Source organism: Nostoc sp. C057, from assembly GCF_013393925.1.
GTDB lineage: Bacteria > Cyanobacteriota > Cyanobacteriia > Cyanobacteriales > Nostocaceae > Nostoc > Nostoc muscorum_A.
Genome location: NZ_CP040281.1, coordinates 5,802,757 through 5,824,119, shown reverse-complemented (window position 1 = coordinate 5,824,119; position 21,363 = coordinate 5,802,757). Strand labels below are relative to the sequence as shown.

General features: G+C 40.5%; 18 protein-coding genes and 2 tRNA genes. 6 read left to right on the top strand and 14 right to left on the bottom strand.

Translation table 11 applies throughout. The features are described from left to right. Positions 1-16: 16 nt before the first annotated feature. The 3 genes from dndD to dndC all read right to left on the bottom strand — a co-directional run bounded on the left by dndD (position 17) and on the right by dndC (position 4,282). Positions 17-2,005: a DNA sulfur modification protein DndD gene (dndD, locus tag FD724_RS25040; RefSeq protein WP_179074462.1), complete on the bottom strand. Its 1,989-nt coding sequence runs from the start codon at positions 2,003-2,005 to the stop codon at positions 17-19. 109 nt (positions 2,006-2,114) lie between these two features. Continuing rightward, a complete protein-coding gene (gene tnpA, locus FD724_RS25035; RefSeq protein ID WP_179074461.1) occupies positions 2,115-2,528 on the bottom strand; it encodes an IS200/IS605 family transposase in 414 nt (137 codons plus the stop codon). 95 nt (positions 2,529-2,623) lie between these two features. Further along, positions 2,624-4,282, bottom strand: coding sequence for a DNA phosphorothioation system sulfurtransferase DndC (gene dndC, locus FD724_RS25030; RefSeq protein WP_179074460.1), 1,659 nt, complete (start codon positions 4,280-4,282; stop codon positions 2,624-2,626). 205 nt (positions 4,283-4,487) lie between these two features. On the opposite strand from dndC, the gene FD724_RS25025 reads away from it, so the two are divergent. Then, positions 4,488-6,086, top strand: coding sequence for a DGQHR domain-containing protein (locus tag FD724_RS25025; protein WP_179074459.1), 1,599 nt, complete (start codon positions 4,488-4,490; stop codon positions 6,084-6,086). On the opposite strand, the gene FD724_RS25020 is transcribed toward FD724_RS25025, so the two are convergent. The 8 genes from FD724_RS25020 to argF all read right to left on the bottom strand — a co-directional run bounded on the left by FD724_RS25020 (position 6,087) and on the right by argF (position 14,106). Next, the gene (locus tag FD724_RS25020) at positions 6,087-7,028 is read right to left on the bottom strand and encodes an HNH endonuclease (RefSeq protein ID WP_179074458.1); all 942 of its coding nucleotides are present in this window, start codon (positions 7,026-7,028) and stop codon (positions 6,087-6,089) included. 31 nt (positions 7,029-7,059) lie between these two features. Beyond that, on the bottom strand, positions 7,060-7,530 hold the full coding sequence (locus FD724_RS25015) for a DNA phosphorothioation-associated protein 4 (RefSeq protein WP_179074457.1): 471 nt from the start codon (positions 7,528-7,530) through the stop codon (positions 7,060-7,062). A 139-nt stretch (positions 7,531-7,669) separates the two neighbouring features. After that, positions 7,670-8,239 carry a Uma2 family endonuclease gene (locus FD724_RS25010; RefSeq protein ID WP_179074456.1) on the bottom strand — a complete coding sequence of 190 codons (570 nt, stop codon included), beginning with the start codon at positions 8,237-8,239 and terminating at the stop codon, positions 7,670-7,672. Between the two features lie 11 nt (positions 8,240-8,250). Continuing rightward, positions 8,251-10,323: an AAA family ATPase gene (locus FD724_RS25005; RefSeq protein WP_179074455.1), complete on the bottom strand. Its 2,073-nt coding sequence runs from the start codon at positions 10,321-10,323 to the stop codon at positions 8,251-8,253. Further along, positions 10,320-10,493 (bottom strand): hypothetical protein, encoded by a 174-nt coding sequence (locus FD724_RS25000; RefSeq protein WP_179074454.1) that lies wholly within the window; start codon positions 10,491-10,493, stop codon positions 10,320-10,322. Before FD724_RS25000 ends, FD724_RS25005 begins: the two co-directional genes overlap by 4 nt. A 327-nt stretch (positions 10,494-10,820) precedes the next feature. Then, the gene (locus tag FD724_RS24995) at positions 10,821-12,299 is read right to left on the bottom strand and encodes a DNA phosphorothioation system restriction enzyme (RefSeq protein WP_179075618.1); all 1,479 of its coding nucleotides are present in this window, start codon (positions 12,297-12,299) and stop codon (positions 10,821-10,823) included. Positions 12,300-12,368: 69 nt separating this feature from the next. Next, positions 12,369-12,974 carry a transcriptional repressor LexA gene (gene lexA / locus FD724_RS24990; RefSeq protein WP_012410809.1) on the bottom strand — a complete coding sequence of 202 codons (606 nt, stop codon included), beginning with the start codon at positions 12,972-12,974 and terminating at the stop codon, positions 12,369-12,371. 211 nt (positions 12,975-13,185) lie between these two features. Continuing rightward, the gene (argF, locus tag FD724_RS24985) at positions 13,186-14,106 is read right to left on the bottom strand and encodes an ornithine carbamoyltransferase (RefSeq protein WP_179074453.1); all 921 of its coding nucleotides are present in this window, start codon (positions 14,104-14,106) and stop codon (positions 13,186-13,188) included. A 344-nt stretch (positions 14,107-14,450) separates the two neighbouring features. Between argF and FD724_RS24980 the strand changes: the two genes are divergently transcribed. Next, positions 14,451-14,522, top strand: a tRNA-Thr gene (locus tag FD724_RS24980). A 191-nt stretch (positions 14,523-14,713) separates the two neighbouring features. Here the strand turns inward: FD724_RS24980 and pyrE are convergent. Beyond that, entirely contained in the window at positions 14,714-15,337 is a 624-nt protein-coding gene (gene pyrE, locus FD724_RS24975; RefSeq protein ID WP_179074452.1) for an orotate phosphoribosyltransferase, read from the bottom strand. 106 nt (positions 15,338-15,443) lie between these two features. On the opposite strand from pyrE, the gene FD724_RS24970 reads away from it, so the two are divergent. Then, a complete protein-coding gene (locus FD724_RS24970) occupies positions 15,444-15,878 on the top strand; it encodes a hypothetical protein (RefSeq protein WP_114084964.1) in 435 nt (144 codons plus the stop codon). A gap of 127 nt (positions 15,879-16,005) precedes the next feature. Here the strand turns inward: FD724_RS24970 and FD724_RS24965 are convergent. Further along, positions 16,006-16,078: transfer RNA gene (locus tag FD724_RS24965), tRNA-Ile, on the bottom strand. A gap of 292 nt (positions 16,079-16,370) precedes the next feature. Here FD724_RS24965 and FD724_RS24960 point away from each other — a divergent pair. Next, entirely contained in the window at positions 16,371-17,072 is a 702-nt protein-coding gene (locus FD724_RS24960) for a hypothetical protein (RefSeq protein ID WP_179074451.1), read from the top strand. Between the two features lie 113 nt (positions 17,073-17,185). Beyond that, positions 17,186-18,583: a hemolysin family protein gene (locus FD724_RS24955; protein WP_179074450.1), complete on the top strand. Its 1,398-nt coding sequence runs from the start codon at positions 17,186-17,188 to the stop codon at positions 18,581-18,583. A 142-nt stretch (positions 18,584-18,725) separates the two neighbouring features. On the opposite strand, the gene queC is transcribed toward FD724_RS24955, so the two are convergent. Next, a complete protein-coding gene (queC, locus tag FD724_RS24950; protein ID WP_179074449.1) occupies positions 18,726-19,400 on the bottom strand; it encodes a 7-cyano-7-deazaguanine synthase QueC in 675 nt (224 codons plus the stop codon). 670 nt (positions 19,401-20,070) lie between these two features. Between queC and FD724_RS24945 the strand changes: the two genes are divergently transcribed. After that, positions 20,071-21,153 carry a Gfo/Idh/MocA family protein gene (locus FD724_RS24945; RefSeq protein ID WP_114084961.1) on the top strand — a complete coding sequence of 361 codons (1,083 nt, stop codon included), beginning with the start codon at positions 20,071-20,073 and terminating at the stop codon, positions 21,151-21,153. The last annotated feature ends 210 nt before the right edge of the window (positions 21,154-21,363 follow it).

Genomic DNA, 21,363 nt, shown 5'->3' with positions numbered 1-21,363 from the left:
TTTTAGACGATATCTACTACCAAAAATATTGATTTTCTACTACTGTTGTTTGGCGGGTGGAGGAGTCGTATTTGAGAAGGTATTCGCGGGCGATCGCTTCGTTTTCTCGCAGTGTTTCAACTTCTTTTTTGCCAATCTCGGTATCTGTAGATAACAAAATCACTTGATGGCTGGCGGATGGAAAGTAACGTTCAACTAAGTTGCTGCGGTGAGAGGAGTCTAGTCTACCTAGTGGCGTATCGATTGCTACTGGTAGGCGGTGTCCAGAGACTTTTGCTAAACCCCAGAGGAATGCGATCGCAAGTAGTTGTTTTTCGCCTGCTGATAAACGATGCTTAGGAACAGGTTGACTATTTAAATCGTAAAGCAAAAGGCTAAAAGTCTTAGTATCAATAGTGATGCGATGCACTAAATCTGATTTATGGAGAAGATAAAGGAAGCAATTTTTAACTTCCTCCTCTAATTTATTGAGTTTTCGCAGAGTTAATTTTTCACGAAAAATCTTAAGTGTGTTTTGAACTTTAGCCGCAGAGGTAATAATATGTTCGCTATTTTTATGCTTAATATTTTCTACAGTATAATCACTTAATTCTCTCTTTGACTTAGCAATAATAGTTTCTAACTCAGCTAAACGACGGCGGATTGTTTCGTAATTTGCTTTAGCTTCAACAACTTGATTTTGTGCCGCTTCTAGTGCTTGACGCAGCTTTGTATAATCTTCTGGTGCTGCTGCTGTTTGCACTTGCCTTTCTAAAGTATGAATTTCTTCTTCTTTATTTTTGAGAATAGCTAATTTCTCTTTTGCAGAAAGTTTAGAATTTTGTAAGTGATATATGAGATTATCTAGCTGAGTTAAAGTTTCATCATCAGCTAATAGCCAAGGTGCTTCTGTCTGGAGAGTCTTTGCATATAAACTATCCACATCTTGGATTAAAAATGATTGGATTTTTTCAGCTTGTATCGGAGAAATTTCTACTTGATTTAGCCAACTGAGTAAACGCTGATCTCGTTCAATTAACAAATCTTTAGAAATCTGTACCTGTTGATGGCGAAATTCTTTTTCTCCCTGTGCTTGCGCCTGAGTAAGCAAATTGGGAATTAATGCCAGAGGTAAAACATCAGCCGCTAATTCACACATTGACTGACGTACTTGTTCAATTTCCGCAGTTTTTGTATTTTGTTGTAGTTCTAATTGATTGCGTTCGGCTGCAATCTTCCCACCTTCAGAAATGAATTTATCAAAGGCTTCTTGCTGCTTTTGTTCTAACTCTTCTACCTGATTTTTGAGAATTTCTACTTTCTCTTCTGTTGTTTGATAATCTTCTTGCTGTTGGGTTAATCTAGTTTCAATTTCTTCTAAGTTTGCTAAATCCTTACTATTACCAACTTCTTTAAGTTTACGGTTAACTAAAATATCTAAATCAACTGCTAAACGGTCTGCTAACTCTAAACCTAAAAGTCCACGGATTGCATCTACTACAACTGGTGGTGGTGTTTCCTGTTCTGCGAGTTCCTTAACTTGTTCACCATCAAAGAGAAATAAGTTAGAAATACCTAATGGCAAAAGATTTTCAATATATTCATCCCAGATATTAACTAAAGCATCAGGCCAGGTATCACTGTCACCTAAAATACCTAATGTATCTTTGCCATCTTTAGGATTTTTTACCCAACTACGGACAACACGGTATTTTATTGGTTTATCGTTTTCAATATGTTCAAAAAGTAATTCAATCCGGGTGTCTGCAACTGGATCAATTTTATTGTTAACGCATTGATTGAGAAAATCACTATAACTTAAATTACCACGAGTAGAACATTGGGCACGAGCGCCATAAAGGGCGAGACGAATGGCATCCATAAGGGTGGTTTTTCCGCCGCCATTCATACCACCTAAAAGGATAATTGGGTGTGAGTTTTCCTCATCAATTTTTGGGTTAAGATTGATTACCTGTTTGCCACTGTAAGGGCCAAAGTTTTGTAATACGAGTTCAAGAAATATCATGGTTAGAGATTATTAAATACCAGGTGAAGAATACCGGGCGAATGGAATTCGCGGCTACACAGGCAAAGCGAATGGAATTCGCGGACTAAATTCATACATAATTGTTGGTTTATTTTGGAGTTAGTTCCCAGGTGGGAATAAGTGATTTTTGGCTATGGTGGGTAGCTTGGTTTCTGATGTAATTGGCTATATTATCAATGGCATCATGACTAACAGTAAATGCTCCATAGCTACCTTGCCATTTAAAAAACTCACCTGGCTTGATTTCGTGGGTGATGAAATGGGACGAACTTCCCTTAATTTGTTTAACCAATTCAGAGATACTGATGGTTGGCGGAAAACCCGTTAGCAGATGGACATGATCTTCAATACCGCCAATTGCAATTATGGTACATTTTAACTGTTCAGATTCTCGAATAATTGCCCCGTAAACTTCCTTCTGAATATCAGGCGTAATTATGGGTAATCTATCCCAAGTCGCCCAAACATAATGCACATACAATTGCGTAAAACTTGATCTCATTTCTCTTTAACCCACGAAGGTGGGTTTCGTCTGTGTAGCCGCGATTTCTAATCGCCCGGTATTCGCCCGGTATTCGCCCAGTATTCTATATATTGTTATTCTTCTAAATCTTTCTTTTTAAACTTCATACTTGCCCAAGTTACCTCTTCATCACTTTCAGTTTTACCTTCATCGACTTCATTGATTGCTGCAACATCGCCCAAAGTCATCTGCTTGACTTTTGCAACATCACCTTGACTAACTGCTTCGCTTAATTCGCGTTTCAAACGAGCATTTTTAATCGCATCTTCTGGAGAACGGGAACTCGTATTAAAACATTTTTCTAAGGTTTCGTATATCCCTACGCGACGAGTCTTTTTGCGATACTGGCGTTCTGTGTCTAACAATTTCGCCATGAGTTCCAAGTGCATCGCGTCACCTTCACAGATTTCTTCTAATACTATCCACTCATCACGACCTAGTAAGCTATAGTCAGCACCAGGACGGGGGTCTTGAAATTCTTCGCCTGTCACTTCTTGATAAATCCGAGGTAAACTATCATCAAATTCGTGTTTGTCTTCTAGCCAAATGCGGCGAATCTCGCTCATTTCTTCTAGAGTAATTAGGGTGATGTCGCGCATACTTTCTGGCGCTGTCCGACGGGTTTTTGTTTGCGCTTCTAATAATCGTCTGAGCCAATGTTCCCGCCAATATTTGGTATAGGGGCCGTGAATTGGTTCAATAGAGGTTTCGCCATCTACATGACGTTCAAAAAGTTGGACTTCTCCCCAGATGCGACGGAAGTCTCTTTTATCGCGGTCATCTCTATTATCTAATTCATTACGGATATCTAATAGAGGCTGCATCCATTCTTTTTCTTCATCATTTTGAATCATTGCCTCCATTGATTTATCTTTACTAACAATCGTGCAAACCCAGCACCCAAATCGAGAATCACCACAGCTAGCAGTAGAAGTATCAACAACTAAAGGACATTCATTATCTGCTGTAGCACCTCGATACATGGTGAATAAGTCTTTATTGCTATATTCCCAAGGGTTTTGCCACTGATTTAGATAAATCCAAACTTCATCAGTACGCCAATCTTCGATGGGGCTATAAATTAAAGAATTAGGCAAGCTTGCACTATGGTAAAGCAGAGATGTAGGTGAACTTGAATCAGAAATTAGACGATCTTTTAGGCTACCTGCTTGATGTTTTTCCATTGAGATAGCACGTTTAATACTTTCAGCTTTGCGAGTACCTAAAATAAGAATAACTTCCCCATTTACTCTAATTACATCACGGATAAAGTGGTTAGAAGGATGAATTTTTAGACGGTCTGTACACCAACGAAATTTTCCTCGTGGCGTTGGATAACCTTTACCAATCAAACTTACCCAGAATGTCTCTTTGATTTCTGGGTGTAATAAATGGGGTTCAATGGGCATTTTCTGTTCTTGAGCAGCAACCTTCATCCTTTCTAAGGATTTGCGTACCCAAACAGAGACTACAGGGTTTTCTACTAGTGTGTCAGTTGTAATAACATGAATAGTCTTTTTTCGCTTTTCAACTGGTAGTGCTGCGATCGCATTCCAGATAAGCTGTAAGGTAGCAGTACTATCTTTGCCGCCCGAATAGCCCACCACCCAAGGTATCTCATCCAAACAATACAATTCTTGAATTTCAATGGTGAGAGCTTGGATGTAGTCCACTAACTCTGCTACAGTACGTGTTTGCTGACCTTTATTTTCTGCTTGTTGTGCTGTAGTCATTTCTCCTTCTCTCTGGAAACACTGGCGTAATATTCGGGCAAATAGGGCGAATGGAATTCGCAGCTACACAGACTTGTGTTGAGCGGAGTCGAAATACAAAACCCACTTCCGTAGGTTGAAGAAAAGTTTTTAAAAACTTTACTACTAATATCCAAATTTTTGGATAATTAAACGACATAATTCTATTCTGTTTTTAAAATTTAACATGAAAGATAGTGCATCTGACCCAACGGCTGACATCGCTAGAGAGTACTTGGAACGAGAAAACAAGGAAAAACAGGTACTAGCTTTACTCCTGGAGAAGTTTTTAGGGAGAAAAGATCAGATTCTCGTTCAAAAAACCGAGATGGGTGGTACGGAGGCTTATGTTAGTTCTGTTACCTTGGAATGGTTTGCAGGTCGGGTTCACTTCGCCTCTGGCTTACCTCTGTTTCAAAAAAAGTATAATCCTGAGACTGATAATGTCGAAATTGATGCGGATAGTATTGATGAAATTCAGCAGCGTCCCCTTGATTGGTCACGTCAAGCGCCGCTAGTGCAGTATTTAGCGGCTAGACAAAATCACAAGTTTCCGCCAGTGCTGGTAGTAATTAATCAACCGTGGGTGGATAATCCCAAAGCTGCTGAGTGGGATAGCGAAGGACGCGCCACCAAGTCTACTACTGATTTTATACCCTTAGATAAAGACGCTAAAGTAGGTCTGCTAAATATTTCTGAGGATGATGTAACTATTTATGCACTGGATGGTCAACACCGATTAATGGGTGTACAGGGGTTGATGGAGTTAATTAAAACTCGCAAACTCCAGCGCTATAAAAAAGATAAGGGTGCTGATGACAGTTTTATTACAGTTAATGATTTGATAGAAAAGTATCAAGTAGACCTTGCCTACTTGCAAAATTTACCCAAAGAAAAAATTGGTATTGAGTTCATCTGTGCGGTAGCGGCTGGAGAAACTCGCACCCAGGCGAGGCGGAGGGTGAGGTCGATTTTTGTTCATGTTAACCTGATGGCTGCACCCTTGACTAAAGGGCAACTAACACAGTTGAATGAAGATGATGGTTTTGCGATCGTTGCTAGAAAAATTGCAGTTACACATCCACTATTAGAACAAAAACAAGACCGCAATCCCCGTGTTAATTGGAATAGTGCAACAGTCGCTTCCAATTCTACAGTTTTGACCACTTTGCAAGCTCTCCAAGATATGTCTGAGCGCTATTTGGCTCAAAAGTTCCCTCACTGGAAACCCTTGGAGAAAGGTCTAATTCCCATGCGTCCAGAGGATGAAGAAATTGAGCAGGGAATTGAGGAATTTAAAAAGCTATTTGATTCTTTGGCTAGTCTTTCTAGTTATAAAATTTTAGAACACGAGGATACACCAGCTTTACGGCGCTTCAGCTTTGAGAAAGATGGAGGTGAAGGAAATATGCTTTTTCGTCCAGTTGCTCAGGTTGCATTAGCGCAAGCTTTAGGAATTTTGGTTTTTAAAAAAGGTTTTTCCCTAGCAGATATTTTTAAGAAACTGCGGAAGTTTGACCAGCAAGGCGGTTTTAGTGGTATGGAATATCCCCAATCTCTCTGGTATGGAATTTTGTATGACCCAAATAAAAAGCGGGTGCAGGTTGCTGGACGAGATTTAGCGGCGAAGTTATTGGTTTATATTCTGGGTGGAATTCAGGAACAGATGGAACGTGCTGAACTTCGTAAGGCTTTGGCGGATGCTAGAACTGTGGAAGATAAAACTATAGGTTTTGATGGTAAGTTTGTTGAACCGAAAGCTGTAGGACTTCCACCTATCCTGTAACTATGCTTGAAATATATTTTGGCGATGCCATTGCAGCGCTTCCAGTTCTGGAAAGTGTTGCTCTTTATTTGGTAGAAGTATTGTTTCACCATGAAAATCTTTTATAGGTTTAGCATGGGGAGATACTTCTTCCAAATTATTGCTAACTATGATTTTATATTGCTCATCTACAGCAAACCAACCCCTATCAAATGCCCAATGATGATTTTTGCAAAGAGCAATTCCATTATGAATTTTATTATCATAGAACTGTGAAAATGGCTTGATGTGTGCGCCATCCACAATATTTTGATTTATTTTTTTAGTTACTTTTAGCCCACAAAAGGCACATCTGTAGTCATATATACGAATAATTGCTGTCCTAAAAAAAGCATTTCTAATAACTGCCCGTTTCAAGCTCAACCTTGGATTAGTGTCTAAATTTCCCCTTTCAATTAATTTTTCTATCTCTACCGCGTCATCCTGAAAGGTTTGATTTATTTGTAAAATCGACTCTATATCATTTTCATTATCAGAAAAGAAAGCTGCCACAAGTGCATCCATTAGTTCTTTTCTGTAAAACTCATCTTGTAAAAAGTTAAATAATTCACCATCTAGATATGCGTATTCAACAGCCTCTTTTAGTTTTTTAATTGTTTTTGGCTGTAACCCATTAAATTCAGGCTTAAATTTTAAGTACCAAAAACCCTCATTTTGCAGATGTAAGAAAGGATAGTGTAAACCACCTTTGTAAGACGGAGAACCGATTACATTCCAATACATCTCAAATGTTTGAATTAATTCGTCTGAAACTGGAATCTCATTAGTAGTAATGATACCTCTCGCAATCAAATCAATTACAGATAAAAGTAATATTGGTTTATATTGAGCGTTACCAAGCTTACGGCTATTACTCACATTTAATTCAGCCAGCCGTTGACAATAATATGCTATATTCTTCATATTTAATAACTTAATTAAGCAAGCGAAAAAATCAAGTTAAGAATTTACTGAGGTCAAATTCTTCTTGTAGCTGTTCTTTTGTTTCTCTTTCAGAAATAAGAACTAATAGAAGTCGCTCTGAGTAGTCAACAGAACCGCGCAACTCACTTTGCAAAATTTCCAGTCCTGCGTTAGCATACTCTTCAAATATTTGAGTACGTTTATCTTCATCTTGTTCTTCTCTAGATGAAAGTATGTTGATATCTTCAGTTTCATTAACTCCTAATAATTTAATTATTAGGTCATATCCCAATGAAGCAAAATTTTCTTGTGGAATTGGAGATGGTTCTCTTTTTGTAGTTTCCCCCAAAGGAACGCGCTTTTTATTTTTAACGCCCAATGCTGCTGCAAACACCATTACTTCTACATAAGTTTGAAAAGGCCCAGTTGTGTCTTTTGATGCGACTAGAGATTTCACCAACTCAGCCTTATCTTTAGCAACCCTGATTCTGTTTGCAGCCATTGTTTTAATATCTACATTGTTGCTATTTTAACCGAAAGTTAGAAGCGATAGTAATTATTGACGCATTATTTTATACTAGTATGTGAGCGATCGTTTTTCTCCGCGTTCTCTGCGCCTTGGCGGTTCGTTTCTCCAAAATTTATATTGCAAACTGAACATCTTCATAAACCAAAGAAATAGGAAATTTAAAATCAACACTAGTTAAATGAACCTCATCCCCTTCTTCATAAGGATGTAACTCCCAGAGTCCTCTATCATTTAACCGGAAGCAATCTAAACCAATTTTTTCAGCATCAATGAGGACATATTCTTGCAAAGTTGGAATGCGACGATACCGCGTAAATTTTTTACCTCTATCGTAAGCTTCCGTACTTGGGGACAGAATTTCAACAATTAAACAAGGATATTGGAGAAATTGAATAGCTTGTTTATCCCGTTCATCGCAACTCACTACAACATCGGGATAATGAAAAGGCCCTTTCTCAGATATACCTACTTTCGCATCCGCCATAAAGGGAAGACACCCACTCCCCCTTAGATGAATTTTTAACGCTGAAGCTAAGTTTAAAGCAATAGTTGTATGGGGAAGAGTACCCCCAGTCATGGCGAAAACTTCACCATCAATATATTCATATTTAATTTCTTGGCGTTCTTCCCATTCCAGATATTCTTGGGGAGACATATAATTTCTGTCTGAACTCGCAACCATAACTTTATCCTTTAAAGATTACGTTCAACCGCGATAATTTCAGTATACTCAAACTCATTCGGACTTTGTTTCACCAAAGGATATCTTTCTCCACCCAACTCAATATAATCTTGTTCGCAATCCGGCTTAGATGAATAATACGTCAGCACATATTCTCTACCAATTCTCTGTGTCATTTCTGCTTCTACTTCACCCCGCCACTGAGTCTTAGTCACTAAAACTATCAACTGATTCGCTAATTGGGGAATTGTCTTCGCAATGTGTCGCCGTGAATTTTCATCCAAACTACCGAAGGGTGAATCCATGACAATTGGGAAAGTGCTACTATCGGGAATCATCATCATTTTTCGTTTCTCACTCCATTCCCTTACTTTGTCAATGATGCTGGCAATAAAGGATAAACTGAGAATTTGATTTTCCCCAGTGGAGGCTGCAACGAGTGCTTCTATACCTGTAGTATTTTCTACTAATGTCAGTTCATATTTATCGCTAATTTTAGGAATGTATGGAGTTACAGAAATCTCCGTGAATATTTCTTGCACTCGCTTTTCTAGTTGCAGGCGAAATTGTTGTTCTTGGCGATTTCTAACTTCTGTTAACCGTTCAATTGCATCTTGAGTGGCGTTAATTCGTCGCTGTGCTAGGGTTTGCTTGTCTTCATTCAGCTTTTGCTTGGCGATTTGTTTATTCAAACCTTCAATTTCAGTTGTCAGTTGAGCAATTTGCTGCTGATTTGCACCCTGTTCTCGATTTAATTCATCAATTTTACTTTCAATTTCATCTAAACGTTTTTGCAAACTGCTAATTTCTTCATTAGCATCTTTCCGCAACCGTTCTTGAATATTGTCTAAATCGCCTTCAATTTGAGATATGCTTTGCCTTAACTGATTAATTCTAGTTTGTTCTCTATCAACCTCTTCCCAAAATCCTATAGCTTGCTTATCAATTTCGTCTACTTGAGCTATCATCCGAATTGCAGTTTCTTCTACCGCCGAAGAACCGGCTTTATTTAACCAATTACTTACATGAGTATGAGAATGATTACCCTCATGTAACTCTGCACCACAAATACAGCGTTGAGAATTGAGTAAATCATTCACAAATTCCCGCGAAATTCCAGAGGTTAACTCGCCGCGCTGCTTCAAATCATTGATAATTCCTCGGAACTGTGCTGTAGTTTCTGAGAGTAAAACTGTATATCCCCGTGCGGAAATAACTTTTTTTAGCGCTTCCTTAGTTTTTTTATATTCTTCTTGATTCGCCGCTTTCTGCGATTCTAAATCCTGCCATCTTTCTTGCAATTCCTTAGCGGCGCTCAATTCTCGTAACCGATTACTTGTTTCTTTTTTAAAAGTTTTTTGATATTCTAACTCTTCTTTAATTTCAGTTTGCCTTTTGGTAATACGTTCGCGTTCGCGTTCTAACTTTTCTTGCTGTCGTAATAGTTGTTTAATTTCAGAATCACCAATGGCTTTTAACTCATTTTCTAGAGTTTTTTTAGCATCTCCCAAATGTCTGATAGAACGGTTAATTACTTCTACACCCAAGAAAATTTTTGTAGCTTCGGCAATTTCAGCCTTTTTGTCAGAACGGACTATTTCTTCAATTCGTTCGCCATCAAAGAAAAAATATTGATGTAAAGTAGCGGGTAAAATTTGATTAATTATATCGTCTGGTTGCTGAGTTGGTATATTCCATTTGCCATCATCTGCACCAACCCACATCGTTAATTGAGTTTTGCCAGCGTCAAAATCACCTTCGTTTTTATAACCCCGACAGGCGCGTTTAACTCGATAGCGTTTACCCTCATGTTCCCAGCCAATCTCTACCCAACATTCTACAGCTTGACCTTTTTGAGCCTCTGCGATCGCACGTTTATTTACTAACTGTTCTATCGATGCAAATGCTGCACTAAATTTTTCATATAATACCCAAGTAAAGGCATTTAGTAAACTGGTTTTTCCAGAGCCATTATTACCATGAATAATCGTCGTGTTCTGAGCCTCTCCCCCAGCGATAATCATCTCTGGTGTCGTACCATAAAAGGAGCGAAAGTTGCATAGCTTGATTGAAGTCAGCTTCATCGCACCTCTTCCTTAATAATGTCCAAAATATTATCATTTATATGGCTGTTAATCTTTTTATCTAATCTGCCTTTTTCCAGCTTCCATACCCGCTCAATAATTTGCCGTACTTCCGGTGGAGCGCTAGTTATTGGCTCTTGCACATCATCGATATTCGCATCTTGTAACATCTTCGGTTTGGAAATATAGTTTTTCTATATTTTAACTTTCTCTAGTACTGCATTTACCTCCGTAAAGCCACTGTTAGCGTTATCTTCAATTTTGCCAAAACTATTTTTTCAAATCTATAATTTTCTTTGAAAAAAGGCTTTATTATTGAACTTTATTCTGTTATTATTAATATTAATAATCTAGATAATAATGGGATGTAAGTGAAATTTCTAAAGCCACTTACATCCCATTATTATCAAACTCATAATCTTATTATTTCATACTTAATGCTTATTTTTTCAAAACTCGAAAATTTTTACAAAAAAATACAACTATATAGTTCATTATCAAATATCTAATAAACCATAGCGCTTTTGTAAATCAAGTAACTTCATTCTTGCTTCACCAGCATTATCAGCTAAATCAGCAAACTCCACAAAGCGACGCAATTCCTTTTTCAAAAGATTACGTTCAACTTCTATAGTTTCTCTATCTAAATCTGGTGGTAAAACAACCATGTCAAATATCGTTGCGCGTTCTTTAGCAGAATGAGGACGTAAAACTCGCCCCCGTCGCTGAATGAATTGGCGAGGATTACCAGAACTTGATAAAATCACCGCAGTTTGAATTGCTGGAATATCAACACCTTCATCTAAACAACGAATTGCGACTAAACCTTGCAACTCTCCACTTTCAAATTGATGCCGTAAAATTTCTCGTTCTTGTAAAGTTGTTTGAGCCGTATAAGTGCTTACCTTGTAGCCTAAATCCACGCCCAGAATTTTAGCAACAGCCTTGAGTTGGCGTAACGATGAACGTTGTCCCGCATCTTGGGAACCATCACTGCAATAAAAAAGTGTGTGAGTAGTTTCGCGGCGAGTTGTCATTAAATCCCGCAAAGCATTTAATTTATTTTCCGCCGCCCCAATTAACCTTGCTCTTTGCATCAACAAGGGCTTTAAATCTTCATTGTCTTCAAAACTTCCTGTTTGTCCATTTTCTCGTTCTCTATATAGTAGCGATCGCCCAATTCTTTTAGTTAACTTTAAATAGGCAATGCTTTCGGCTTCAGTTAACTCCACCAACACCGGATAATAAAGATAATGTACCAAAGCACCTTGAGCGATCGCATCCCTCAAGGTAAACTCTGGCTGGAGAACTGGGCCAAAATAATCAAATAAGGATTGCGTACCAAAATCATCAAAATACCTCTCCGGTGTGGCAGATAAAGCTAGTCTCAACCCAACACTGCGCGGTAAACTTTCTTCTAACTTGGGTGCGCCTAAATTATGCGCCTCATCCCCAATAATCAAAGTTTTGGCGGGAAAATATTTGAGTTGAGACTGAAACCCATCTCCAATTAAAGTAGAGTTCGTAGTAATCACCGTGACAAACCGTTGAGAACCAGAACGCAGATTATAGATTTGGGTAGAAAGTTGACTTTGCCAAGCGCGTAAATTCTCAAAAGCTAAAATGGGTTGCAAATTAAATTTTTCACATTCTCGCGCCCATTGGGTAACGAGATGACGATAGGGACATACCACCACCAGAACTTGTAAATTAATCTGCTGATATAATTCACAAGCGATCGCTAATGCGGTAATAGTTTTACCACTACCAGTAGCCATTTTCAGCGTCCCTCTGCCATTGTTGGTAAACCAGCTAGCGATCGCTTGGTGCTGATATTGCCGCAATTGCAGAGACACAGGCATTCTTGGGCATCCTGGTAATGGTTGCGTGTAATAACTGCCCTTACTTTCCCTTGCAAACGGTAATTTCAACCGGAAAGTGGGCAGTTGCTGCACTGGATTTTTCGTCAGGTACATATTCATTTAGTCATTGGTCATTGGTCATTGGTACTTATCTTTCCCATTCCCTATTCCCCATTCCCCAATTCAGTTGTAACCACGCCAAACACCAATGAGAGAACCTTGCACCTGTACTTGCATAGCACTTACTTCAATGGGATTGTACTTAGGATTTGCCGGTTTAAGGGTAACGCGATCGCCTTGGCGATAAAAACGTTTTAATGTTGTACCGAATCCATCAACTCTGGCGGCGACGATGGTGCCATTTTTTAAATGATTTGGTTCTGCTACAGGACGTAGAAATACCACATCACCATCAGTAATTAAATCTTCAATCATACTATCGCCAGCTACGCGCAAAGCGTAGGTTTGGGGAGGTAAATCGAAATTAGAAAAGTCTAAATGATCTACAGCATCAGTAAACGGTTCTATTAAACCACCAGCAGCGATCGTGCCTAAAATTGGTACACCTTGCTTAACAGGACGCAAAATCCGAATTGTTCGCGCTTGTCCTTCAGTCCATTCTATATATCCTTTAGTGCGTAAATGTTCTAAACGACTTTGAATTGGTGCTGGTGACTTCAAGTTCATCGCTTGCATCATTTGCCTAATTGAAGGCGAATGCTGGTGCGTTCTGATGTATTCTGCCAACCATTCGTAAAGTTCTTGTTGAGCTTCCGTTAGACGTTCCATAAATTTGCGGGAAGTAATTATTAATGTCTCTAGAACATTAGTACTACAAAAAACTCCCCATAACAAGAGAAAAGTAAAAATTATCAAAGGCAAAAGTAAAATTATTTTCTTCTCTTTTGCCTTTTGACAAATAAGAATATAACAGGGTACAGGTTACAGGTTAGAGGTTACAAGGAAGAAAACTATACCCTATCCCCTGTGCCCTATTCCCTTACTCTGCCCCTAAGATACTCGCAAGCAAAGCTTTTTGAGCGTGTAAGCGATTTTCTGCCTGTTCCCAAACTTTTGATTGAGAACCTTCAATAACTGCCTCAGTAATTTCTTCACCACGATGGGCTGGTAAGCAGTGTAAAACAATTGCCTCTGGATCAGCAAGACTCAATAGCTGTTCCGAAATTTGGTAAGGCTGGAAAATTGGCATCCGATTATCGGCTTCAGATTCTTGCCCCATACTTGCCCAAACATCAGTGTAAAGTACAGTAGAACCCTTAGCTGCTAATTCTGGATCATGAGTGACAAGGACTTCTGTTTTGTTATTAGCGATCGCTCTTGCTTGTTCTACAATCTTAGAATCTGGCTCATATCCGCTAGGGGTGGCAATTCTGACATTCATCCCCACCAAAGCGCAGCCCAACATCAGAGAATTAGCCATATTATTCCCATCACCCACGTAGGTTAAAGTTAACCCAGCAAGGGTGTTAAAGCTTTCTTGAACTGTTAATAAATCCGCCAATACCTGACAAGGATGTTCTGCATCGGTAAGCGCATTAATCACCGGAATCTTGGCATATTGAGCAAAAGTTTCTAAATCCTGCTGTGCAAAAGTGCGAATTGCCAAAATATCCAGATATCGATCTAACACCCGCGCCGTATCCTGCAAAGGTTCCCCGCGACTAACTTGAGTGACATTCGGGTTGAGATCGATTACCTGTCCACCCAGTTGGTACATCGCCACAGTAAAACTTACCCGCGTGCGAGTAGAAGCTTTGGAGAACAACAACCCCAAAACTTTATTACATTGCAACTTCAGTTGTTGTGATTTAAGTTGAGTTGCCAATTGCAGGAGTTCTTGAACTTCCGTAGAACTGATGTCCGCTAGACTTAATAAATCTCGTCCGAGCAATGCTGCCATGCTTATAATCTGTAAAAAATAATTATATATTTCTGTCCCTTTATTCAGGCGTGCTAAGAAAATACAGTTTTGGAACTGACGAGATATTTTTGCGTTCAGCCCAGGATTTGAGTTAGCTTTTGGTATGGATATTAATTTATCAACTTTATCCGTGATTGCGATCGCAGATTTGTTTCTGTTTCATCACAATTGCAACGCCAACTAAACTGTCCAGGTGCAAATCTCTAGTCTTCTAGCCTTATTTCTGAAGAGGGAGATATTTTTTAGCAATTACAGCTAGACAAATAAATTGATTATGGTACAATAAGAAATTGTGGTTGCTACTTAGAGTAATCAGTAAAATCGCCAGCATAGCACAGTGGTAGTGCATCCGACTTGTAATCGGAAGGTCGCGAGTTCAAATCCCGCTGCTGGCTTTAACGCAAAATCCCCCAAATGCGGGGGTTTTTGGATCTAGATTACATGAATATATTAGGACTTACGCAAGAGTTACGGAATAACTAACCACAGAGGCGCAGAGGACACGGAGAAATAAGAGTTTGAGAGATATTTTGCGTAAGTCCTATATATGTTTTAGTCTCTAACTAAATCGTATATATTGAGATATTCATGAATTCGTCAGTTGTCGGTAGCGTTCCTGAACTTCTTGAATCGAAAACAAAGTTTCAAACTTTAACCCAGCTGACTGATACAACTCACCTCCACCTTGTTGTCGGTCTACCAGGGAAATTATTTGATTAACGGTATAACCTGCATCTTTAAGACGCTCAACTGCTTTCAGAGCAGATTGCCCAGTTGTCACCACATCTTCCAAAACTACTACTTTTGCACCCTCTGGTAAAGTGGGGCCTTCTATATAAGCTTTCGTCCCATAACCCTTGGCTTCCTTGCGAATAATCAGCGCTGGTATGGGCCGGTTTTCATAAACAGAAACTATACTCACTGCTGTCACCATTGGATCAGCCCCCATCGTTAAACCTGCTACAGCCTGAGTATCTACAGGTAGTAAAGGAAACAACAATCGTCCAACAGCTAAAGCTCCTTGGGGGTGGAGTGTTACCTGCATCTTATTGACATAATAAGAACTACGTAGCCCAGAAGCGAGAACAAAATCACCCTCTTGATAAGCCCGTTGAGAAAATAAATCTAGTAGCTTGTGGCGCAAGGTTGTCAAATCAGGAGTGGTTGCCCAAATATCTGAGTGGGTAAGAGTTTCAGTAGGATACGTCATTACAAAACATTAAAAGTTGTGCTACACCAAAGGTTGAACTCATCAGAGTTCTGAACTTAAGCATAAATTAAGATTCGCCCAAAACGAAAATTGAGGAGTCAGAAACGTGCGTATAAAATTTAAAACCTTTGGTGGTTTATTGGTGCTGCTTGCTGCTGGTATTGCTTTTCCCTCAGTTGCATTTGCCCAAACCGCAACCCCCAGAACTGAAACTACGAGTGATGTATTTGAACGAGCTTTTTTTAGTCACGATCGCAATTTCTACGAAAATGGCAGCCTCAAGCGTCAGGTAGACTCACTTCTAGGATCTGGTTCTAGTTTCGGTGGTTCCTTCCCAGAAAATGAAATTGCCCGTGATGCTGAGTTGGTTAACACTTTATATCATGATGTCTTAACTCAGCAAGTTGGTAACGATCCTTATCTTCGTACCCCTGATTTACCAAATCCTTATGACACATCGCTGATTATGTCCCCTCGTTTGAATAGCGACAAACTCAAAGTGGGAACTGAATTCAGGTTCGAAACTTTACCACCTCGGTAAGATTAGCGAGTGGGTGGGGAGTGGGGAGCAAAGGACAATAATTACTCACCAACACTTCAGCAATGCTCAGTACAACTGCTAGTACCCAATGCCCCATACCCTCTATTACTGCTTTTTGATGATTCAGTGCGCCCTGCTGGAATCGAACCAGCCTGAAGACGAATTATGAGTTCGTTGCCTCCCCAATCGGCCAAAGGCGCTTGTTTTGTTCGGATTTTTCCGAGCCAATTATTTTGACTCTTTAAGTCAGCCTTATTTGCTAATTTTAGAGTGAGGAAAATACTTCATTCACTGACTTTAGCCAATTCCGTGATTATAGCATAAATTATTTACCACGTGTGAATACTGGACACTAGTTTACCAAATTTTTATACTACATAATTTAATCATGAAATAGTACAGACTAATATTGATTAAGTTCCTTTAGGATTGAGGTCAAAAGCTTCAATATTCTTAAATAGCCCAGCATTTTTATGTGATAGCTTATCAGCAATGAAAATAAATTCTACTGTACTTCTTACTTTGATTTTGTTAATCCTGATGATGGGAGCAGGTTCTGTGAGTGCGTTTTTGGGGTTTGAACTGGGGAGTTCAGCACTTAAAGGCGTTACCGCACCCGATGGTCGTCCCACAACCAAATTTGCCAGCAATAAGGCAAATGCTTCTCAACAGGGAGGGCTAGTGCTATTAAAAGAGGAAGAGATTCTGAAAGTTGTCAAGGCGCGAATTGATGGTAAGACCAAGGCTGCTAAATCGGAAAAGCTAGAGGAAGATGACGAAGAAACCAATAGCAGCAAGCAGAAGCCAGAGGAAAAACCCCCAGAAGTGGTTGAAGAAAAACCCCTGCCAGGCTTTCCAGTTACTGCCCAAAGTCAGGGTGTAACTATGACTGTGCAATCTGCTCGCTACTCTGGTGGTGACTTGCTACTGAAAGTGAAAATGCAGAACAAAGGTAAGGATTCTGTGCGCTTTCTGTATAGTTTTTTAGATGTTACCGATGATAAAGGACGAACCCTAAGCGCTAGTACAGAGGGTTTGCCAACAGAATTGCCTGTCAATGGCCCAGCATTTTCAGGTACAGTGAGCATTCCCACAGCTTTACTTGATGATGTCAAGAAAATATCACTTGCTCTTACTGATTATCCTGCTCAACAATTGAAGCTAGAGGCATCGAATATTCCTGTGGGAAGGTAGATTGGCATTGGGAATTGGGATGAGGGAAGAGGTGACAGGTGACAGGTGATAGGGAATAATCTGTACCCTGTAACCTTTACCCTATTCCCTTCCTAACTCCCCAATCCCCCTAAATGGAGGGCGTGAGTTTTACACGAGCTTTGGCAGTGAGTGGTTTTCCTAATTTGATTTGGACGGATGTGGCGCTGCGGTTGTTGTCAGTGCTACTACTGATTGCCATAAATGCTTTTTTTGTGACGGCGGAATTTTCGATGGTGAGCGTGCGGCGATCGCGTATTCACCAGCTAGTTAAGGCTGGGGATATTCCAGCGATCGCAGTGGAAATGCTACAACGTAGTATTGACCGACTACTATCTACCACTCAGTTAGGCATTACCCTTTCTAGTTTGGCGCTGGGATGGATTGGCGAAAGCACGATTGTTGTGCTGGTGAATGCCTGGTTAAGATCCTGGCCTTTACCTAGTGGGATGACTAACTTCCTCGCCCATTCCTTATCAATTCCCATCGCTTTTTTCTTTATTGCCTATTTGCAAATTGTGGTCGGAGAACTATGCCCCAAATCCTTAGCCATGCTGTACTCAGAACAGCTAGCGAGGTTTTTGGGGCCTTCGGTAAAAGCGATCGTGCGTTTTTTTGGCCCCTTCATCTGGATTCTCAACCAATCAACTCGTTTTTTATTGCGGATTTTTGGCATCCAATACACAGGTCAAGGCTGGAGACCGCCTGTAACTCCTGAAGAATTGCAACTGATTATCTCTACAGAATGGGGATCTACTGGTTTACAGCGTGCGGAACGAGAACTGCTCAATAATGTCTTTGAGTTTGGGGATGTCATGGCGCAAGATGTGATGATTCCGCGCACCAGTATTATCACGCTGCCAAAAGATGCTACTTTCCAGACATTACTTGGAGAAATGGCTACTACTGGTTACTCACGCTACCCCGTGATTGGTGAATCTTTAGACGATGTTCGCGGCATTGTTTATTTTAAAGATTTGGCACAACCTTTAGCTGTGGGAAAGCTCAGTTTAGAGACACAGATCCAACCTTGGATGCGTCCTGCTCGGTTTGTTCCCGAACATACGCCCTTGAGTGAACTTTTGCCCATGATGCAGCAAGAGAAACCCGCTATGGTCATGGTAGTAAATGAATTTGGCGGTACTGTAGGACTCGTGACAATCAAAGATGTCATTGCCGAAATCATCGGCGACGCAAGCGAACCTGAAAGCAGTGACGACTTACTGATTCAGATGTTAGATGAGCAAAAATTTTTGGTGCAGGCACAAATCAACCTCGAAGACCTCAACGAGGTTTTGCATCTCAATTTGCCCCTGACAAGAGAATATCAAACACTAGGAGGCTTTTTGTTGTATCAGTTACAGAAAATTCCGGCCATTGGCGAAACCTTCTGTTATGAAAATCTCGAATTCACTGTGGTATCAATTGTTGGCCCACGCCTGCATCAAATTCAACTGCGACGCTTGGAGGAAGCGAGGGGAGCAGGGGAGTAGCGGGAAGGGGGAAGGGAGCAGGGGACAAGGGGACAAGGAGCAGGGGAGCAGGGGACAAGGAGACAAGAGGTGAGAATTTGAAACAAGTGCTTTCCCCTTGTCCCCAATTCTCCTTGTCCCCTTGTCCTCTTCCCAATGCCCACTAAGCATACACCAGTGGATCAACGAGTCCCAATTCGGCAAAAGCTGCCAACCGCAAGCGGCAAGAATCACATACACCGCAGGCGACATCATCACCGGCATAGCAAGACCAAGTTAGTTCCCAAGGAACTCCCAATTGGTTCCCTAGTTGGATGATTTCGGTTTTTTTCAAGTTGATTAGGGGTGCAACAATATTAATTTGCTGTCCCTCACGCCCTTGTTTGGTTCCCAGACGAAAAACTTCCTGCATTGCCTGGATATAGTCGGGGCGACAGTCAGGATATCCTGAGTAATCTAAGGCGTTGACACCGATATACACACGTTCAGCCGCGATCGTTTCGGCGTAGCCAAGAGCAAAGCTTAAAAAAATCGTATTACGAGCCGGAACATAAGTTACAGGAATATTTTGAGACATTTCATCCAGCGATCGCTCCTGGGGTAGATCAATCGCGTCATCGGTAAGTGCGGAACCGCCCCATTGCCGTAAATCAAAATTCACTACCTGATGTTTTGCGATCGCAGCCTTTTTAGCGACACTAAGGGCTGACTGTAACTCTCGTCGGTGTCGCTGCTGATAATCAAAGGAAATAGCATGACATTCACAGCCATCAGCCTTAGCTTGATACAGAATTGTGGAAGAGTCCAATCCCCCAGATAACAGAATTACAGCTTTCATCTCGATTGCAAATTTTGAATTTTAAATCGCCAAATTACACCTTAACAAGATGCCAGGAAGCAATGCCAAAAAGATTCCTAAACCTCTTTTAGTGATGACAAAGCCACACCAGTCTCTCTCAAAAAGCGCTGTGATATCTTCTCTACGAGACGCTGCTAGTAGCTTGTTTCTTTGCAAGAATATGTTTCTACCGTAGCTACTGCAAATAATCATACAAAAATCTTTTCCGTTAATCAGTGACAATAATTGCTGAGAATATTTTTTTGAAAAAAGCTTAAGTATTATTTTTGACTATTTTGTAATTTTAGTGTTGTCAATTGGATATTGCTCTCAGTAACTAATTACTTAACGGTATCCCAGAGAGAAGTCTGAACCGAGGAAGCTGACCCTGAAAACTTTGGAGAATTTACACTTAAGTCTTAACTGAATGTTTTAAAGTTAATAAAAAGACATATATTTTTTGTAGAAAGTGCAAAATCAAAAACAAACCCGAACTATCTATACAAAAGATGTTTGGATTACGGGAACCGATCGCAAACTTTGAAATTCTTCATAAACATAGGCTCTATGTTACCATCTGGATGGTTTTAGACGGATCGTAACTGGCTTTCGAGTATAAACGCCAACGGCCGTAGCGTCTCTAAATTTGGTGGTTGAGGAGAGAATAATAGTGCAAGATAGCATGTCAGTGGCAGAACCGAATCTATATACACAGCGCAACCAGCCACGACCGATCCGCATAGGCGTGATTGGAGTGGGTAACATGGGACAACACCACGCTCGCGTGCTGAGTTCAATGAAAGATGTTGAACTGGTCGGAGTGGCAGATATTAACGTCGAACGAGGATTAGAAACTGCCAGCAAGTACAAGGTGCGTTTTTTTGAAGATTACTGTGACCTGCTACCCCTTGTGGAAGCAGTTTGTGTAGCTGTTCCCACCCGTCTCCACTATGCCGTGGGCATTAGCTGTCTGCTAGCGGGAATTCATGTTTTGATTGAAAAACCCATCGCAGCCAGTATTTCTGAGGCAGAGTCTTTAGTAAATGCGGCGGCAGAGTCTCAGTGTATCCTGCAAGTAGGTCATATTGAGCGTTTCAACCCAGCTTTTAAAGAACTGAGCCAAGTTCTGAAAACCGAGGAATTGCTGGCGCTAGAAGCCCACAGAATGAGTCCTTACTCAGATCGGGCAAACGATGTTTCGGTTGTGCTGGATTTAATGATCCATGACATCGACCTACTTTTGGAATTAGCTGCTTCCCCAGTCACAAAATTGACTGCTAGCGGTACTCGCTCCTTGGACTCTGGTTATTTAGATTACGTAACTGCCACTTTGGGGTTTGCCAATGGTATTGTTGCTACTCTGACTGCCAGTAAAGTCACTCACCGAAAAATTCGCCGGATTGTCGCCCATTGCAAAAATTCATTTACTGAGGCAGATTTTCTCAAGAATGAAATTTTGATTCACCGACAAACGCCTGCCAATTCTCTCACCGACCACCGACAAGTACTTTACAGGCAAGATGGTGTGATTGAAAAAGTCTACACCAGCAATATTCAACCTCTAAGTGCAGAGTTAGAACATTTTGTCAACTGTGTACATGGTGGCAATCAACCCTCAGTAGGTGGTGAACAAGCTCTCAAAGCGCTGAGACTGGCAAGTTTGATTGAGCAGATGGCGCTGGAAGATCGAGTTTGGAATCCATTAGACTGGCAATCGGAACCAAGGGTACAATCACTGACCCCGACAGCCTAAAAGAAGAGGGGATGAGGGGGAGGAGGGGGACAAGGTAAAATTTTCTCCCTACTCTCCCACAGCCACCAACTCAGAAGAAAACCCTAGAGTATGTTTTTAAATTTGCCATCAAGTCTTTAGATCCTCCCTAGTCTTTTTACAAAAATGACTAAGGGGGATCTAAAAAATTAGAAAACAAAACCTAGTGGTTCGTTTCATTAATTTTGTGAG

Coding starts and splice junctions, on each gene's coding strand:
- dndC (WP_179074460.1), bottom strand. CDS start 4,282: ATGACTACAGCACAACAAGCAGAAAATAAAGGTCAGCAAACACGTACT.
- FD724_RS24955 (WP_179074450.1), top strand. CDS start 17,186: ATGGAGGGCGTGAGTTTTACACGAGCTTTGGCAGTGAGTGGTTTTCCT.
- FD724_RS24995 (WP_179075618.1), bottom strand. CDS start 12,299: ATGTACCTGACGAAAAATCCAGTGCAGCAACTGCCCACTTTCCGGTTG.
- queC (WP_179074449.1), bottom strand. CDS start 19,400: ATGAAAGCTGTAATTCTGTTATCTGGGGGATTGGACTCTTCCACAATT.
- FD724_RS25015 (WP_179074457.1), bottom strand. CDS start 7,530: ATGGCTGCAAACAGAATCAGGGTTGCTAAAGATAAGGCTGAGTTGGTG.
- lexA (WP_012410809.1), bottom strand. CDS start 12,974: ATGGAACGTCTAACGGAAGCTCAACAAGAACTTTACGAATGGTTGGCA.
- FD724_RS25020 (WP_179074458.1), bottom strand. CDS start 7,028: ATGAAGAATATAGCATATTATTGTCAACGGCTGGCTGAATTAAATGTG.
- FD724_RS25005 (WP_179074455.1), bottom strand. CDS start 10,323: ATGAAGCTGACTTCAATCAAGCTATGCAACTTTCGCTCCTTTTATGGT.
- pyrE (WP_179074452.1), bottom strand. CDS start 15,337: ATGACGTATCCTACTGAAACTCTTACCCACTCAGATATTTGGGCAACC.
- dndD (WP_179074462.1), bottom strand. CDS start 2,005: ATGATATTTCTTGAACTCGTATTACAAAACTTTGGCCCTTACAGTGGC.
- argF (WP_179074453.1), bottom strand. CDS start 14,106: ATGGCAGCATTGCTCGGACGAGATTTATTAAGTCTAGCGGACATCAGT.
- FD724_RS24960 (WP_179074451.1), top strand. CDS start 16,371: ATGAAAATAAATTCTACTGTACTTCTTACTTTGATTTTGTTAATCCTG.
- FD724_RS25010 (WP_179074456.1), bottom strand. CDS start 8,239: ATGGTTGCGAGTTCAGACAGAAATTATATGTCTCCCCAAGAATATCTG.
- FD724_RS25000 (WP_179074454.1), bottom strand. CDS start 10,493: ATGTTACAAGATGCGAATATCGATGATGTGCAAGAGCCAATAACTAGC.
- FD724_RS25025 (WP_179074459.1), top strand. CDS start 4,488: ATGAAAGATAGTGCATCTGACCCAACGGCTGACATCGCTAGAGAGTAC.
- tnpA (WP_179074461.1), bottom strand. CDS start 2,528: ATGAGATCAAGTTTTACGCAATTGTATGTGCATTATGTTTGGGCGACT.